General features: G+C 54.1%; 15 protein-coding genes and 1 pseudogene. 3 read left to right on the top strand and 13 right to left on the bottom strand.

What is annotated here, in order from left to right; all coding sequences use genetic code 11:
- Positions 1-4: 4 nt before the first annotated feature.
- The 5 genes from sseB to trmJ all read right to left on the bottom strand — a co-directional run bounded on the left by sseB (position 5) and on the right by trmJ (position 5,256).
- Entirely contained in the window at positions 5-772 is a 768-nt protein-coding gene (gene sseB / locus PSSD_RS00275; RefSeq protein WP_039329860.1) for an enhanced serine sensitivity protein SseB, read from the bottom strand.
- Positions 773-877: 105 nt separating this feature from the next.
- Positions 878-2,164 (bottom strand): aminopeptidase PepB, encoded by a 1,287-nt coding sequence (pepB, locus tag PSSD_RS00280; RefSeq protein WP_058968031.1) that lies wholly within the window; start codon positions 2,162-2,164, stop codon positions 878-880.
- A 61-nt stretch (positions 2,165-2,225) separates the two neighbouring features.
- The gene (locus PSSD_RS00285) at positions 2,226-3,395 is read right to left on the bottom strand and encodes an IscS subfamily cysteine desulfurase (protein ID WP_058968032.1); all 1,170 of its coding nucleotides are present in this window, start codon (positions 3,393-3,395) and stop codon (positions 2,226-2,228) included.
- Positions 3,396-3,879: 484 nt separating this feature from the next.
- Positions 3,880-4,377: a Fe-S cluster assembly transcriptional regulator IscR gene (gene iscR, locus PSSD_RS00290; RefSeq protein WP_038645393.1), complete on the bottom strand. Its 498-nt coding sequence runs from the start codon at positions 4,375-4,377 to the stop codon at positions 3,880-3,882.
- Between the two features lie 135 nt (positions 4,378-4,512).
- Positions 4,513-5,256, bottom strand: coding sequence for a tRNA (cytosine(32)/uridine(32)-2'-O)-methyltransferase TrmJ (gene trmJ, locus PSSD_RS00295; protein ID WP_058968033.1), 744 nt, complete (start codon positions 5,254-5,256; stop codon positions 4,513-4,515).
- A gap of 121 nt (positions 5,257-5,377) precedes the next feature.
- Here trmJ and suhB point away from each other — a divergent pair, with 121 nt between their 5' ends.
- The gene (gene suhB / locus PSSD_RS00300) at positions 5,378-6,181 is read left to right on the top strand and encodes an inositol-1-monophosphatase (RefSeq protein ID WP_039329879.1); all 804 of its coding nucleotides are present in this window, start codon (positions 5,378-5,380) and stop codon (positions 6,179-6,181) included.
- Positions 6,182-6,222: 41 nt separating this feature from the next.
- Here the strand turns inward: suhB and PSSD_RS00305 are convergent, their stop codons facing one another.
- Complete coding sequence (locus PSSD_RS00305) at positions 6,223-7,206, bottom strand: nickel/cobalt transporter (RefSeq protein ID WP_058968034.1); 984 nt, start codon at positions 7,204-7,206, stop codon at positions 6,223-6,225.
- Positions 7,197-7,823 carry a DUF1007 family protein gene (locus tag PSSD_RS00310; protein WP_058968035.1) on the bottom strand — a complete coding sequence of 209 codons (627 nt, stop codon included), beginning with the start codon at positions 7,821-7,823 and terminating at the stop codon, positions 7,197-7,199. The genes PSSD_RS00305 and PSSD_RS00310 overlap by 10 nt, the downstream gene beginning before the upstream one ends.
- Before the next feature lie 157 nt (positions 7,824-7,980).
- Between PSSD_RS00310 and csiE the strand changes: the two genes are divergently transcribed.
- A complete protein-coding gene (gene csiE, locus PSSD_RS00315; RefSeq protein ID WP_058968036.1) occupies positions 7,981-9,249 on the top strand; it encodes a stationary phase inducible protein CsiE in 1,269 nt (422 codons plus the stop codon).
- Here the strand turns inward: csiE and PSSD_RS00320 are convergent.
- Both PSSD_RS00320 and glyA read right to left on the bottom strand, forming a co-directional pair.
- Positions 9,246-10,382 (bottom strand): 3-phenylpropionate MFS transporter, encoded by a 1,137-nt coding sequence (locus PSSD_RS00320; RefSeq protein WP_058968037.1) that lies wholly within the window; start codon positions 10,380-10,382, stop codon positions 9,246-9,248. The two genes, csiE and PSSD_RS00320, sit on opposite strands and share 4 nt — an antisense overlap.
- A 187-nt stretch (positions 10,383-10,569) precedes the next feature.
- Positions 10,570-11,823: a serine hydroxymethyltransferase gene (glyA, locus tag PSSD_RS00325; protein WP_058968038.1), complete on the bottom strand. Its 1,254-nt coding sequence runs from the start codon at positions 11,821-11,823 to the stop codon at positions 10,570-10,572.
- 337 nt (positions 11,824-12,160) lie between these two features.
- Between glyA and hmpA the strand changes: the two genes are divergently transcribed.
- Complete coding sequence (gene hmpA / locus PSSD_RS00330; protein WP_058968039.1) at positions 12,161-13,345, top strand: NO-inducible flavohemoprotein; 1,185 nt, start codon at positions 12,161-12,163, stop codon at positions 13,343-13,345.
- 48 nt (positions 13,346-13,393) lie between these two features.
- Here the strand turns inward: hmpA and glnB are convergent, their stop codons facing one another.
- From glnB to PSSD_RS00350, 4 genes and pseudogenes are all read right to left on the bottom strand, one after another.
- Positions 13,394-13,732 (bottom strand): nitrogen regulatory protein P-II, encoded by a 339-nt coding sequence (glnB, locus tag PSSD_RS00335; RefSeq protein WP_039329891.1) that lies wholly within the window; start codon positions 13,730-13,732, stop codon positions 13,394-13,396.
- 76 nt (positions 13,733-13,808) lie between these two features.
- A pseudogene (gene glrR / locus PSSD_RS00340) lies at positions 13,809-15,141 on the bottom strand (two-component system response regulator GlrR).
- Positions 15,142-15,143: 2 nt separating this feature from the next.
- Positions 15,144-15,800 carry a two-component system QseEF-associated lipoprotein QseG gene (gene qseG, locus PSSD_RS00345; protein WP_058968163.1) on the bottom strand — a complete coding sequence of 219 codons (657 nt, stop codon included), beginning with the start codon at positions 15,798-15,800 and terminating at the stop codon, positions 15,144-15,146.
- Positions 15,801-15,818: 18 nt separating this feature from the next.
- Positions 15,819-17,246, bottom strand: coding sequence for a sensor histidine kinase (locus PSSD_RS00350; RefSeq protein WP_058968040.1), 1,428 nt, complete (start codon positions 17,244-17,246; stop codon positions 15,819-15,821).
- Positions 17,247-17,371 lie beyond the last annotated feature (125 nt).

Here is a 17,371-nt window from a genome sequence, read left to right on the forward strand (position 1 = left end):
AACCTTAAATAATGCGCTGGCTGCCTTTGAAATCACGCAGGAAGCTGCCCCAGCGGCGCTCGTAGAACGGTGTGATGTGAGCAGTAAAGAAATGGCTCACGCCCTTCTCATCGCTCACCACTTCGCAGATATCGATGGGGGCATCGTCTGCCAGCGTATCGGTAGCGACACTGCCTGCGGCCTGGATAATCTCATCAATATTGCTGTCCGCTTCAATGCCAATCAGCAGGTTCGGTTCTTCCGTGGCGCTTTCGCGGATGCTGGCAATATAAGCACGACGCACCTGCTTGTACTTGGCAAACAGCTGCGTGAGCGAATCAATCATCTGCGCCGGTGGCTCAGCGACTTCCGACAATAACAGCGCATGGCCACCTTCCAGAACGGTTTGCTGGCTAAGTGCACTGCCCTCTTCACCGATAAGATGCGCAATCTCGCCCGGAGAAAACTCTTTGCCCGCTGGCAACTTCGGATTGAGGAACAAACTCTCCCCCAACGTCATCTCGAACAGGGTTCGCGCCGGTAAACGCAAGTATGGCTGCTCCTCTTTGATCGCCTCACCCATCGCCTCTTCAGAAGTGAAGAACGGGATCACGCTACCACCGCCCTCTTTTTCCCAGTGCAGCAATTCCACCGGTGAGGTGGCATCAAATTGTTCAGCAGGACTTTCACCCGGTACCCAGACGTCAGATTCCAGTAGCAGTTGAAAAAATTCCGGACGGTGCGCGGGCTCAGTAGCGGCCAGCTTCAGCACCTCTTCAAGACGATTACTCATTTATCCAGTTCCAAAAACGGCAAGCTCAGGCAGAAGTCTGTGACTTAAGCGCTTTTTGGCCGCCATAAATGGCGGCCCTGCAGCAGCGCGTGATGCGCAGCGGCTTTATTTCAATAACAGATTGGCGACGGTACGCACGCCAAGGCCGGTTGCGCCAGCGGACCACTGATCGACAGCACTTTTGCGATAGGTCGCAGAACAGTCAATGTGCAGCCAGCCCTGCTGATATTTGCTAACGAAATACGAGAGGAAAGCGGCCGCACTGCTGGCACCGGCGGCATGTGCCGGGCTGGCGATGTTATTCAGATCGGCGAAGTTCGATGGCAGATGGCTACGATGGAACTCGGCCAACGGTAAACGCCAGAAAGCTTCGTTTTCACCGGTTGCGCTCCCCATCAGTGATTCAGCCAACACGTCGTCAAAGGTAAACAGCGCGTGATAATCGTTACCCAGCGCGGTTTTCGCTGCACCAGTCAGGGTGGCGGCATCAATCAACAGCTCAGGATTCTGCTCGCTGGCGTCAATCAAGCCGTCAGCCAATACCAGGCGGCCTTCGGCATCGGTATTCATCACTTCAACGGTTTTACCGTTGCGATAACGGATGATGTCGCCAAGACGGAACGCGTTACCGCTCACCATGTTGTCTGCACAGCACAGATACAGCTTCACGCGTTTAGTCAGGCCGCGTGAAATCGCCAGCGCCAGCGCGCCAGTCAGGGTTGCAGCCCCGCCCATATCGGATTTCATCGAATCCATAAAGGCGCTCTGCTTCAGGCTGTAGCCACCGGTATCGAAGGTGATGCCTTTACCGACCAGGCAGGCATAAACTGGCGCATTCTCATCCCCAGTCGGGTTAAAGTCCAGCGCCAACAATACCGGTGGGCGCGTTGAACCGCGGCCAACGGTGTGAATACCGGCATAACCTTGCTCGCGCAGATCTTCGCCTTTGGTGATGCGATAGCTGACAGCATCTGCGCCCACTTCTGTGATCAGATCAATAGCACCGTGTGCCAGTTGCTCTGGGCTCAGATCTTCCGCTGGCAGGTTGATGGTGTTGCGAACCCAATCAATGATCTTCAGGCGGCGATCGAATTCTGCCTGATCGTTTTCATTCAGTTCTGGCCACTCAACCTGGCGCTGGCCTTTAGGGCTGCGAAAGCCTTGCCAAAATGCCCAGCACTTCTCTAAATCCCAGCCTTCACCGCTCAGTGCAACATGGCGGATACCTTGACCGTCCAGCTTACGCCCCGCGCGCTGGATGCTCATCAGCGCATCCGCGCCAGTCAGGTGTACGGTCATGCCACTTTCAGTACTGCTCAGCAACGCTTTTTCCCCCCAGCGCGCATCGGCGGCCTGGGAGTTGAGCGTAATTGTCATCGGTTGTGTTGTCATCGCGTGGCTCCGTTGCGTTAGGTGTCACCTTGCGCCAGAACCGGCGCAAGGGGTGCATGAATTAGCGGGACGTTGCAGGGGTTAACGTCTGCAAACGACTGACCGCTTTTTTAACCAGTTCAATAGCATAATCAATCTCTTCCTCTGTGGTGAAACGGCCCAGAGAGAAGCGCAGTGAACTGTGAGCCAGCTCCTGTTCAACGCCCATGGCGCGTAGCACATAAGAGGGTTCGAGGCTGGCAGAGGTACAGGCGGAACCGGATGAGAGCGCCAAGTCTTTCAACGCCATAATCAGCGATTCGCCATCAACGTGGGCAAAACTGAGGTTCAGAATATTCGGCGCGCCCTGCTCCAGCGAGCCGTTAACCTTAACATTATCTAACTGACTCACACCGTGCCAGAGACGCTGACGCAATGTCGCAAGACGCGCCATTTCACTGTCCATCTCCTCACGCGCAATGCGGTACGCCTCGCCCATCCCCACGATTTGATGCACCGGTAACGTCCCTGAACGCATCCCTCGCTCGTGTCCACCGCCGTGCATCTGCGCATCAATCTGCAATTTAGGCTTGCGACGCACCCACAGCGCACCAATGCCTTTTGGACCATAAATTTTATGCGCGGAGAACGACATCAGATCGACCGGCAGTGTACTGACGTCAATCGGCAGCTTGCCCACACTTTGGGTGGCGTCAACATGGAACAGAATGTCTCGCGCCCGGCACAATGCGCCAAAGGCCGCGATGTCCTGAATTACTCCCGTTTCATTGTTCACATGCATCAGTGAAACCAGCACGGTATCGTCACGCAGCGCGGCTTCCAGCATCGCAGGCGTGACAATGCCGTCACTACCCGGCTGAAGCCAGGTGACGTCAAAACCTTCACGTTCCAGCTGTTGACAGCTATCCAGCACGGCTTTGTGCTCTGTCTGGCTGGTAATGATGTGCTTGCCGCGCGCCTGATGGAACTGCGCCGCACCTTTAATCGCAAGGTTATCAGCTTCAGTAGCGCCAGAGGTAAAAACGATTTCACGCGGATCGGCGTTAACCAGCTCAGCAATCTGATTGCGTGCCACATCAACGGCTTCTTCAGCCTGCCAGCCAAAACGGTGAGAACGGGAAGCGGGGTTACCGAAGGTGCCATCCAAAGTGAGGAACTGCATCATTTTGGTGGCGACACGCGGATCCGCAGGCGTGGTCGCTGCGTAATCCAGGTAGATCGGTAATTTCATTGCGCTAGAACTCCGTATATTAAATCATACGCCTTTATAGCATGAATCGACCCGTCATGCTTTACGCCACAAGTGCGTTGGCTGCGCGCTCTCACCCCAGTCACTTACTGATGTAAGCTCCTGGGGATTCGTTCACTTGCCGCCTTCTTGCAACGTAAATCATTTAGGGTCGGGATCGAGAACTATAGCGTTGGGAATTGAGAGTTTAAGAGTGGGCGACGAAAACGTTGAGGGAATGAATGCCGTCATGCTTTACGCCACAAGTGCGTTGGCTGCGCGCTCTCACCCCAGTCACTTACTGATGTAAGCTCCTGGGGATTCGTTCACTTGCCGCCTTCTTGCAACGTAAATCATTTAGGGTCGGGATCGAGAACTATAGCGTTGAAATTGAGAGTTTAAGAGTGGGCGACGAAAACGTTTGAGGGAATGAACCCGTCATGCTTTGGCTGAAGACCAAGCATGACGGGTTAGAACTGGGAGAGAATTAAGCGCGCAGATTAACGTTGATGGTTTCTTGCATGCGGTGCTGCTGGAAGCGACGGTTATCAGTCATATTCTGACGGTCTGCTACGTCCAGGATCTCTTGGTTGTTGACCAGTTCTGCCAAGGTGATGTTGTTGAGGAATTCGCTGATGCGCTCGCTCAGATCACGCCACAGAACGTGGGTCAGGCAACGTTCGCCGCCCTGGCAACCTTCTTTGCCCTGGCATTTGGTCGCATCAACGGATTCGTCAACCGCGGTAATCACTGCACCCACGGCGATAGCGCCCGCATCTTTACCTAACAGATAACCGCCGCCTGGGCCACGAACACTGGCTACCAGGCCGTGCTTACGTAGACGCGAGAATAACTGCTCCAGATAGGAGAGCGAAATGCCCTGACGCTCAGAAATATCTGCCAGTGGCACCGGGCCCTCATTGGAGTGCAGTGCAACGTCCAGCATAGCGGTTACGGCATAACGTCCTTTGGATGTCAGTCTCATAGCATACAACCTCGTAAGCGTCCGTCCGGGTATCGGCGGGCTATCTGATGAATTGACGCCAGTCTGCCATTCCTGAGTAAAACGGTCAACTATTTAACCAAGTAATTTACTCAACTATTTAACCAACTGTTTTACTCAACTATTACCCTTATCACCTTTAGGCTTTTGGAAGGATGCCAGCATGCCGCGCAGGATATTCAATTCATCACGCTCCGGGCGCGCGCGGGTATACAGACGACGCAGTTTGCTCATCACCTGGCTCGGCGTACCTTCGCGAATAAAGCCACTGTCCAGCATCATCTTTTCAATGTGCTGATAGAAACGCTCCAGATCGTCCACTAAAGGATAGGGAGACTCCTCTTCTTGTGGCTTCGGGTTGGCTTTTTCCTGTGCTTCCAGCCAGGCCATACGCACTTCGTAGGCAATAATCTGCACGGCCATCGCGAGGTTGAGCGAGCTGTATTCTGGGTTGGCCTGAATGGCAACGTGATAATGGCACTTCTGCAATTCGTCGTTAGTCAGGCCAACGCGCTCGCGACCAAACACCAGTGCAACGGGTGCCTGCTGGCCCTCTTCGACACTTTTAATGCCGCATTCACGTGAATCCAGCATCGGCCACGGCAGTGAACGTGAACGCGCACTGGTGCCCACCACTAAGCTACAACCGGCAATCGCCTCGTCCAGTGTATCAACGATCTTCGCGTCGCCGATCACATCACTGGCGCCAGCAGCAAGCGAGATGGCCTGTGAATCCGGTTTAACCAGCGGGTTGACCAGATACAGATTGGATAAGCCCATGGTTTTCATAGCGCGGGCAACAGAGCCCATGTTGCCGGTGTGCGAGGTTTCAACCAGTACGATTCGGATATTTTGCAGCATAATAGTCAGTGATGAGAAAATGATGGCGCGTAGCCTAGCATAAAAGCAGGACATTTGCTGAACACCCTGATATACTCCGCGCCGTTTTCACCCGTTCTTTAACATCCAGCGAGAGATACCGATGCATCCGATGCTCAACATCGCCGTGCGCGCAGCGCGCAAGGCCGGAAATTTAATTGCCAAGAATTATGAAACCCCGGACGCGGTTGAAGCTAGCCAGAAAGGCAGCAACGACTTCGTTACCAATGTTGACCGTGACGCAGAACGTCTGATTATCGAAGTCATTCGTAAATCGTACCCGCAACACTCCATCGTCACCGAAGAAAGCGGTGAACTGGCGGGCGATGATCAAGATATTCAATGGGTAATCGATCCGCTGGATGGCACCACCAACTTCATCAAACGTTTACCACACTTCTCTGTTTCTATCGCTGTGCGCATTAAAGGCCGCACCGAAGTTGCCGTGGTTTACGATCCAATGCGCAACGAACTGTTCACCGCTGTACGCGGCCAGGGCGCACAGCTGAATGGCTACCGTCTTCGTGGCAGCACAGCACGCGATCTGGATGGCACCATCCTCGCCACTGGCTTCCCGTTCAAACTGAAGCAACACGCCACGCCATACATCAATATCGTGGGCAAACTGTTTACTCAGTGTGCTGACTTCCGTCGTACGGGTTCTGCTGCGCTGGATCTGGCCTACGTGGCGGCTGGTCGTGTGGACGGTTTCTTTGAGATCGGCCTGAAGCCTTGGGATTTCGCTGCGGGCGAACTGCTGGTGCGTGAAGCAGGTGGCCTGGTGACTGACTTCACCGGCAACCACGGCTACATGATGTCCGGTAACATCGTTGCCGGTAACCCTCGCGTGGTGAAAGCCATGCTGGCGACCATGCGTGAAGAACTGAGCGAAGCGCTGAAGCGCTAAGCAGAATAAAGGCGGATATCCTATCCGCCTTTTTTACGCCCTTAAAACGGGCGCAAACCGCTACTCATCATTGGTTGCGCGCTTTGCCACAGTAAGGCTCCCGCCAGAACCAATAATGCCCCTCCAGCCAATGCCAACGCCGGCATCACGATTTTTGCCATGCGTGTACCGCTGTTCGCAGCTCCTAATCGTTCCGCCAGTCGGCGCGATCGCTGAACCAGTAGCCCCATAGCGGATACTGTCACCGCGGTGCCAACCGCCATCGCTACCGCCGAGGCCACACCCCAGGCGTAGACACCAATGACCTTTGCAAACAGCAGCATCATGATGGCTCCCGAACAGGGGCGCATCCCCATGGAAAACACCACCAGCGCCTGCGTTTTTTTACTGACTGCCTGATCCATCTGTTCAGCACTGGGCAAGTGCGCATGGCCACATCCACAGTTTTCATCATGCTGATGATGCGGCCGAAGGGCGTGAATCTGCATTTTTTGCCGCACGGGACGTAACACCTGATAAAGAGAACGCAGGGCTCGCCATCCCACCCACACGCCTAGCGCCATCACTAACAGATAGCTCCCCTTCTCCAGCCAATAGCTGCCGAGGTGCATCTGCCGTGATGAGGTTTGCAGTACCACCAGCATCACCGTCACCAACCCAATCGCCACGCCACCTTGTAATAGCGCGGCCAACAGCGTCAGTTTCATACTGGTTTTTAGCTTTGCAGGATGGGTGGCCAGAAAGGTGCTGATCACCACTTTGCCGTGGCCAGGCCCAAGCGCATGCAAGACGCCGTACGCCAGGCTGAACAGCATTAGCGTCACACCCGCCTGCTGCGGCTGCTGTGAAACCTGTTGCAGTAGCTGCGTCATTTCACGATTGAGAATTTTTTGCCACATCACGCTTTGCAGCAGAATTTGCGGCCAGTGCTGCCATAAGGTAAAACCCGCCGCCAACATGATTAACGCTAACAACCACAGCGGCCAAAGGCGACGTGTACGGGCAGGCAGAGAAATCAATGACATGTCAGGGTTACCGTTTGTGCAAATTGCTGGCCCAGGTCCATGTCTTCAGGCGGCGCATCGGCTTTGTCCAGTGACAGCGCATATTGTTTCAGCGAGTCGTCAGGTTTCGGTGTGTGCAAATCAATCTGGCAATGCGCTTTCACGCTGTCGTCCATGGTTAATGCCTGTGGGTTGTCGTAATACATATCGACAAAGTAACTCGGATCAAACGTCTGGATGCGGTACTGCCTGTCAGTGAGTAACTGGGGCTCACCAAACGGCACAATAAACTCCAGCACCGCTTTGTTGCCATTACGCGACAAGTTGTACTCCTTGGGTAAATTCAGGAATTTCACGCGCGTTTTGTCCTGCCACACTTCAGAAAAGTAGTGCTGCCCCAACACATTCGCCATCACCTGTGCCGCCAGCTTTTTCCACACCACATCCCCGGGTTTCGCCTTGCCCGCGTCATAGAGCAAATCGGCTGAGGTAATCTCGTCCATGGTCCACACCATCTTCATGCCGGTCAGATGATTGTTGTCACTGACAAACTCGGTTTTCATATCGATAAAGCTATGCGGATGTGACCAGGCCGCGGCGCTAAACAGCAGCGTAATGGGAATGAGTAAAATTTTCATGTGTTATAAAGTAACAATTCTCAAGTGAAGATTATAGTGGTCCAGAAAAACTGTGACCCGCTTTAAAGCTCTGAGCAAAAGTCACGACAAAGTGCAGGGTTACCGCGTGGAGTTAGCTATTCTTAGCTAAAAAAATGACCTGCGGATAATACACTTGATGAGTTCTGCACCTTCATCTGCACCACTCTTCAGCCGCGCCCAGCGTCGTTGCCATCTGCTATTGCTACTGTTTCTGCCCGCTCCCGCGCTAACGCTTGAAAAACTCTGCCAGTTAAATGGCGTTGATCCTGTCGTCGCCCGACAGGATATCGCGGAAGTCGGTGATGAGATACAGCGCTACCATCAACTGGAGTTACACCAGATGGTCGATGGCAGTTTTCGCATACATGGGACGGAACTGGACAGGCGGCTATGCCTGCTCCATTGGTTGCGACGCGCGCTGCGTTTGTCGCAGGATTTCGTCTGCCAACATTTTGCTCCGGTGCTACGCCAGCGCCTGAAAGTGCTCAACATCGAAAAAGCACTGTGGGATGAAACCAACTTACAGGCGCTGATCCAGCACTGCGGTTTAAGGCTGTCCCGTGACTTTAGTCCGCGCGACCGCCTGTTCCTGCAGATCTTCATGAAGTATTCCCTGTGCCAGCGGCAAAACGCCTTGTTCAGCGAAAAACAACGCATATGGCTGGCCGCTAAAACAGAGCGCGGCGCGGCTGACGATGTCATCCATCACTGGCAGAAGCGTTGTCATTTAGCCCCGGACGTCAGTGAAACTGATTTCTGGACACTGTTATTCAGCTTGATCCATGCGCCGGATGGCAATCAACTGCGGGATGCACAGGCTGAGAAGCTAATGGCGGCGGTGGAAGCGCTGATTGCCCGCTTTGAGCAACTGGCACAGACACGCATCAAAAACCAGCATGAGCTGAAACTGCAACTCTTTACCCATCTGGCTCAGGCACTGGATCGCAGCCATTTCGCCATTGGCATTGATAACAGTGTGGCGTTGGATGTTGCGCGACTCTATCCACGATTGCTGCGCACCACCGAGCGCGCGCTGTATCACTTCGGCAGCGATTTCGGCACGCAATTCAATGCTGAGGAGGTGAGTTTAGTAGCGGTACTCTTTGGCGCCTGGCTGATGCAGGAGAGCGCATTGCAGGAAAAGCAGGTACTGCTGTTAACGGGCGCAGATGCTGCGCTGGAGCAATTACTGGAGCAGCAGATCCGCGAGATGACACTGCTGCCCATCAACATCACCTATCAGGATATGCTGCATTTTCAGCGTGAAGGCGCCCCGCGTGACATTGCGCTGGTGATCACCCCTTATGCCACCTCTTTACCGCTATTTTCCCCGCCACTGATCCATGCCGAGCTGCCGCTGAGTTATCATCAGCAGCAGCGTATCCGACAATTACTGGAGGCTTAAGTAGCGCGCGGCCGCAGGAAAAGTGCAGGAAGCGCGACCAGTGCCATTACCCAGAACAGATGTCCCTGTAAATGGGTGAACAGCACGCCGGAAATCATCGTCATCACAGCAATACCGCCCCCCATCGCTAACGCCGAGTAGAGCGACTGCAAACGGATCACTTCAGCCCCTTTACGTGAGGCAATAAAACGCATCGCCGCCAGATGGCACACGGTAAAACTGCCGCAATGCATAATTTGCGCCACAATCAATAGCGGCAGCGCCGTGCTTGAACCGAGCATCACCCAACGCACCAGCGCACAAACGCAGGAGAGCAGTAGCAAGTCACGTGCACTCCAGCGGCGGAACAGCCGATTACTGAGGGCAAATATCACAATTTCCGCGACCACACCCAATGACCACAAATAGCCAATCACTGAAGTCGAGTAGCCCGCGTCCTGCCACCAAATGGCACTGAAGCTGTAATAGGCTGCGTGGGCGCCCTGCATTAATGTCACACACAGCATAAAGCGCCAAACCGCATTTTCACGCAGCAGGTCGCGCCACGCCGACCATCCACCGCTGGCTCCCTGCCGCACATCCCCTTGTGGTCGTGTTTTAGGAACCAGCATCATGCCGGATAACATCACCAGCACGCCCAAACTCAGTAAAACCAGAATCGCCTGCGATGACCAGGCATTGACCATCATCCCGGTGAGCGCGGAACTGATCACAAACGCCAGCGATCCCCATAACCGCACCGGACCATACGCCAGACCGATTTGCTGCGTCCAGGTCGCGGCGAGTGCGTCGCTTAATGGCACCAGGGGTGAGAAGAACAGATTAAAACCCACCATCACCAGCAGCAGCCAGAGCCACTGACCGCCTAACCAAAATCCCAAAGCGAATAAGCAGGTCATTAACGCCAGCAGCCGCAGCGCCAGAATAAGTTGGGAGGGATTTTTCACCTGTGAGGCAATAAACAAACTGCCAACGAATCGCGCCACCATGCCGCATCCCAGCAGCAAGCCGATTTTCTCAGCATCTAAGCCGATGCCTTTTAGCCAAACGCTCCAGAAAGGGAGATAGATGCCGTAACAAAAGAAATAAGTGAAGTAGCTGAGTCCCAGCCATCTGGCCGATCCGATGGTCATTTTGCCTCCCGCAAGCATGTCGGCTGCGCCCGCAGCCCATTTGGCGGCTACTTTGTCAGAGGAGAACTCAAAAAGAAATAGTGAGACAGGAGGAATGTGAAGGTATGCAGCTGGATAAGCTTTTGTTGCACAATAAAAAAAGGATGACTTTCGCCATCCTTTTTTATCACTTCAGCGTTATGCCAAATCAGGCATAAACTGGCAGACGTGCGCAGACGTCGAGAACTTTCTGCTTAGTGCGCTCAATGGTCGCTTCGTCGTTGATGTTGTCCAACACATCCGCAATCCAGCCAGCCAGTTCGCGAACTTCTGCTTCTTTGAAGCCACGACGGGTCACCGCTGGGGTACCAATACGCACACCAGAGGTCACGAATGGGCTCTTGGGATCGTTTGGCACACTGTTTTTGTTCACAGTGATGTTTGCACGGCCCAGCGCGGCATCGGCTTCTTTACCGGTCAGGTTTTTGCTCACCAGATCGATCAGGAACAGGTGGTTATAAGTCCCACCTGAAACGATGTTGTAGCCACGCTCCAGCAGCACTTCTACCATTGCTTTCGCGTTTTTCGCGACTTGCTGCTGGTAAGACTTGAATTCTGGCTCCATGGCTTCTTTGAACGCGACCGCTTTACCGGCGATGACGTGCATTAATGGACCGCCCTGACCACCCGGGAACACCGCGGAGTTCAGTTTTTTATACAGATCTTCGTCGCCGTTTTTCGCCAGAATCAGACCGCCACGTGGACCCGCCAGGGTTTTGTGCGTGGTTGAAGTGACGATGTGCGCATGTGGAACCGGGTTCGGGTACACATCCGCTGCGATCAGACCGGCAACGTGCGCCATGTCAACGAACAGGTAAGCACCCACGCTATCCGCGATTTCACGCATTTTAGCCCAGTCACAAACACCAGAATAAGCAGAGAAACCGCCGACGATCATTTTAGGCTTGTGGGTTTTAGCCAGCTCAGCCAGTTCGTCGTAATTGATTTTACCGGTTTCGTCGATGCCGTAAGGGATAACGTTATACAGTTTGCCCGACAGGTTAACCGGAGAACCGTGAGTCAGGTGACCACCGTGCGCCAGGTTCATCCCCAGGATGGTATCACCCGGCTGCAGCAGCGCAGTGTACACCGCGAAGTTCGCCTGAGAACCTGAGTGAGGCTGTACGTTGGCAAAGTCTGCGCCGAACAGTTCTTTTGCGCGATCAATCGCCAGCTGTTCAACGATATCAACGTATTCGCATCCGCCGTAGTAACGCTTGCCCGGATACCCTTCCGCGTATTTGTTGGTGAGCTGTGAACCTTGCGCCTGCATAACGCGTGGGCTGGTGTAGTTTTCAGAAGCAATCAGTTCAATGTGCTCTTCCTGACGCACCTTCTCTTGCTCCATAGCCTGCCACAACTCGGCATCATAATCGGCAATGTTCATATCACGCTTTAACATCCGGCATCTCCTGACTAGCTAACTTTTAACGGCAGTTTAGGCCCCGGCAAGGGGGCGAAGGCCAATAGTGTAAACGGTTTTGTCAGGTGAAGGTAGCCGCAACCCGCTCTTTTTACGCAAACGATTGGCATGGCGCTGGAACGGGATTTTTACGCATTTTTTTACGCCTGAAAATCACGATATTCCTTCACATTGAACGGGAATATTTTTCAGGTTTGTGTGCCAGCTTCCAGCTTTACCGCATAACCCTTAATCAAAGCGGGGGATTTACAGGCAAGGTGAACGATCATAAGATGCATTTAAAATACATGTTTAAAATTACCCTGAGGTATTCACCATGCTAGATGCGCAGACTATCGCTACCGTTAAATCTTCTTTACCCGCCATCGCCCAGGTTGGCCCTCAACTCACCGGCCACTTCTATCAGCGTTTGTTAACACAACACCCAGAGTTAAAAGACGTGTTCAACATGAATAATCAGCGCAGCGGCAACCAGCGTGAAGCGTTGTTCAATGCGATTGTGGCGTACGGTAGCAATCTGGAAAATCTGGCGGTGTTATTGCCCGCGGTGGAGAAGATCGCACAGAAACATACCAGCCTGAACATTCAGCCTGCACAGTACGCCGTGGTGGGTGAAACCTTGCTGGCAACCATTGAAGAGCTGCTCAATCCGGGCGATGAGGTGCTGGAAGCCTGGGGCAAAGCTTACGGCGTGCTGGCTGATGTGTTTATTCAGCGCGAAGAAGAGATTTATCGTACATCCGAAGAGAAAGCCGGTGGCTGGCGAGGCGCGCGAGACTTCCGTATCCGCGCCATCAATAAGGAAAGTTCGGTCATCAAAAGCTTTGAACTGGTACCTAATGATGGGCAGCCAGTGGCTGATTTCTTACCCGGACAGTATCTGGCGGTGAGTCTGCGCCCCGCCGGCAGCGACAATATTCAGCATCGCCAGTATTCACTGACGCATCTGCCTAACGGAAAAGCCTATCGCATTGCCGTTAAACGCGAAGAACACGGCAGCGTTTCAGGCTGGCTTCACACCAACGCCAAAGTCGGCGACATTGTGCAGTGTGCGGCGCCCGCCGGTGATTTCTTCCTGCAAACCGCATCCTCGGCCCCTGTCACGCTAATCTCAGCCGGTGTCGGACAGACCCCGATGCTGGCGATGCTGGCCAACCTTGCCGACCAACAGCATGCAGGTGCCGTTAACTGGCTGCATGCCGCCGAATGCAAATCACAGCATGCGTTTGCTGACGAAGTTAAAGCCACAGGCGCACGCCTGGCAACATTCAGCAGCCATATCTGGTATCGCCAGCCTGAAAGCCAGGATGCGGGAAGTTATGATGCGCAGGGTTTGATGGATCTCGCCAGCGTCTCAGGTGAATTAAATCAGCAAGATCGCCAATACTGGCTGTGTGGTCCTCTGCCGTTTATGCAGTTTGTCGCCCGTCAGCTGGTTGATGCCGGAGTCAGTGCCGAGCGCATCCACTATGAAGTCTTCGGTCCACATAAAGTGCTGTAAACAAAAAAGCCTGCTCAATGCAGGCTTTTTAGCGGCTAACGGAGAGGTTTAGATCGCCTCTTCGTCCTCTTCACCGGTACGAATACGCACAACGCGCGCCACATCGAAGACGAAGATCTTACCGTCGCCGATTTTACCGGTTTGCGCGGTTTTCATAATGGCTTCTACACAGGTGTCGACGATGTCATCACCCACCACCATCTCGATTTTCACTTTTGGCAGAAAATCGACCATGTACTCCGCACCACGATACAGCTCAGTATGGCCTTTTTGACGTCCAAAGCCCTTCACTTCACTGACCGTCATCCCGGTGATGCCCACTTCTGCTAACGCTTCGCGCACATCATCGAGTTTGAATGGTTTAATAATTGCATCGATCTTTTTCATGACAGATCCTTTTTTCACTCCCTCCATGATGGACGGATAACCTTAGTATATGTGTTCCTGACGCTGCCGCAGCAAGCTACTCTTTAAATTCACTGGCGTCCAGCTCATGCCGTGACAGCAGCTTATAGAATTCAGTACGGTTACGTCCAGCCAGACGCGCGGCATTGGTGACATTTCCTTTGGTCATTTGTAGCAATTTACGCAGATAGTTCAGCTCGAACTGATTTCGCGCTTCGACAAAGGTGGGCAGCGCCGTATTTTCTCCTGCCAGCGCTTGCTCCACCAGCGCATCGCTGATCACCGGCGAGGTGCTGAGTGCAACGCACTGCTCAATCACGTTCACCAGCTGGCGGACGTTGCCAGGCCAACTGGCACCCACCAGCCGTTTCATCGCATCCACGGAAAAACTGCGGACAAAAGGTTTATGCCGCTCAGCTGACTGGCGTAACAGATGGTTGGCCAGCAGCGGAATATCCTCAGCGCGCTCATGCAGCGCGGGGATCTTCAGATTTACCACATTGAGCCGATAGTAGAGATCCTCACGGAAGCTCTTCTTCTCCATGGCTTTAGGGAGATCGCGATGGGTCGCAGAGATAATGCGCACGTTGATATCGACATCGCGGTTACTGCCCAGCGGCCGCACTTTGCGCTCCTGCAACACACGTAGCAGTTTCACCTGCAGCGCTTGTGGCATATCCCCGATTTCATCCAGAAACAGCGTGCCGCCCTCAGCCGCCTGGAACAACCCTTCACGCGCGCTAACCGCCCCCGTAAAGGCACCCTTCGCATGACCAAAGAGTTCAGATTCCAACAACTGTTCCGGTAATGCACCGCAGTTGATAGCGATAAACGCTTTCTTCGCGCGTGGACTGGCGGCATGAATCGCCTGCGCCAGCACCTCTTTGCCGGTGCCGCTTTGGCCGTTGATCAGTACGCTGACGTCAGATTGCGCCACCATATGCGCCTGCTCCAGCAAACGCAGCATCAAAGGGTTGCGCGTCACTACCGCCTCACGCCAGGCATCATCACTGGCGGGCGCTCGCTGTGCCAGCGCCTCATCAATGGCTTTGTACAGCGCGTCACGATCTACGGGTTTGGTCAGGAAACTGAACACGCCCTGCTGCGTCGCCGATACGGCTTCAGGAATAGAGCCATGCGCGGTAAGGATGATCACCGGTAAGCCGGCGTGGCGTTTTTGGATTTCGCCAAACAGCGCCAGCCCATCCATCTCATCCATACGCAGATCGCTAATCACTAAATCTGCTTTCTCTTTTTTGCAGATGACGCAGTGCTTCCGGGCCACTTTCGGCTGTCGATACCTGAAAACCCTCACTGCTGAGCCGCATCCCCAGCAGCTTGAGCAAACCTGGGTCGTCATCCACCAGCAGTAAACGTGCGGACTGTTTCATGATTACTGATCCTCACTTTGCGCATCACTGGCACCGTGCGACGTATCGCTGCTGTCAGGTGCTTTACGTGATGACAGCTGGCGTTCGATGTCCGTCAAGCGCTCAAGCTTGCGCTGGGTCTCTTCCAGCGACTGACGCAGTTTAGTCTGCTGCTGGCGCAGGCTATCGAGTTCGGCGTCATTACTCTGCTGCAACGCAGCATAGCGGCTACGCTCACCACTGAGCGCTAACTGTGCCGCCTGATTACTGCGCCACAGTTGTAACAGTGGACGAACCGCCGTGGGATAAGCTGCGCTGTAGCCATCTAATGTGTCCAGATACTGACGGCGCTCGATTGGCGTCACGTTGCCATTGGCCAGCAGAATGCTTTGTTTATAGGCTCTCGCCCAGCCCTGTACCGGCCAACGACGCGCCTCAGCGCGTGCTTCAGCAGGAGATAACCTTTCAGCACAGTCGATGGCGCGCTGCCAGTAAAGGGGATTGCTCATCGCCGCAGGGGTTTCAATCTTCCAGACATTTTGGCAATCGGTGGCCAAATAATCGGGCAGCCGCAGGTCTGGCTCAGCCAGACTGGCACCATCATGCAAGGTGCTGCCCGTTGGCGGCGTCTGGCAGGCACTCAGGCCAAACGCCATTAACGCGCAGCTGAAAAGTTTCATCAGGGAGAGTTTCATTAATCAGGCATTCCCGGCGCTGGTAGTCAAAATAATTCGAAAACATACATCTGCATCCTTGCGCGTCACCAATTGCAAATCGCCTTGCATCCTGCGCAAGCAATCTTTGGCGATGCTTAAGCCCAGCCCGCTGCCTTTAACCGGCCCTTTGCGCTGCTGGCTGCCCTGATAAAAGGGCTCAAAGATCATAGCCTGTTCTTCCGCAGGAATCGGTGTGCCGGTATTCGCCACCTCAATCCATACCTGGTTGCCTTTCTGCTGGCTCTGCAGCCAGATGTTACCGGATTCGCTGCCGTAGTTCACGGCGTTCGAATAGAGGTTATCGATGACGCGTTGCAACAACGTGGCCTCGGCCAGACAATGCGTCACCTGTAAATCAACATGCGTAGTCAACTGCCGGGCGCTGGCGGGCAGTGAATGGACTTTCACCACCGCATCAACGATGTCATTAATCGCCACCGGCTCCAGCGCCAGAGGGCCATCCGCCAGCTTACGGTTGTAATCCAGCAGCTGTTCAATAAGACGCTGTAAATGACGGCTGCTGGTATCCAGAATCGCCACCACTTCCTGCTGCTCCGCATTCAGTGGCCCAGCGACCTGATCGGCCAACAGCTCTGTGCCTTCACGCAGGCTGGCCAGCGGTGTTTTCAGTTCATGCGAAAGATGACGCAGAAACTCATGGCGCTGAGCTTCCAGCCAGCTCAGACGTTCGCTGAGCCAGACAATACGTTGCCCGAGTGAACGGATCTCCCTTGGGCCTCGAAAACTCACGCTATCCCCCAGTGCTTTGCCCTGCCCCAGACGATTAATCATGCGTTCGACGCGTTTGACCGGACCGATGATCATACCGGTAAACAGCAGCACCAGCGCCAGGCTGATAAGAAAGAGTATCAGCGCTTGCCAGCCAAAGAACTGGCCGCGATCGGCAATCTCACGTTGCAGTTGTAACCCACGAGAGAACACCACTTCGCGCGTTGCCTGCACCATTTGCGCATTTGCGTCTGAAAAACGTTCCAGTGCCTTAGCAGCAACGGCCTGTGGATTGCCATTGTCACATTGCACGTTGGCTAATTGCGGTAAGGCCGTCTGCAGCACTTTAAAGGAGGGAAGATCCGGCAGGCTGGCGGCATGGCTTGCCAGCATCTGGCCGTAACGGGTCCATTGCGTCTGATACAGCTTTTGCAGCGTGGCATCACCCAACACGCAATACTGGCGGTAGCTGCGTTCCAACTCCAGTGCCGTGCGCGCCATTGCTTCGCTGCGGCGGACATCGGTGAAGGTATTGCGGTTGGTATCAGCCGCCTGATCGCTCAACGCTGAGAGGCTTTCCCACGCTTGCCACGCCAGCACTAACAGCGGCAGCAGCACCAGCAGGAAAGCCAGCAACACTAATTGCCTGAGAGAACGGGGAAACAGACGCCATTTATTCACAACCGCGCTTCCTTAAAGGTGAACTGCAGGCATGCTAGCGAAGTATCAGAAGGTTAGAAAGTGGAGAGATGAAAACGGCAGGCCTTTTGGCCTGCCGTGAGAGCGACGCCGCAGCATCGCTTGCA

It is taken from the genome of Type-D symbiont of Plautia stali (assembly GCF_001485335.1).
In the GTDB taxonomy this organism is placed as follows: domain Bacteria; phylum Pseudomonadota; class Gammaproteobacteria; order Enterobacterales; family Enterobacteriaceae; genus Pantoea; species Pantoea vagans_C.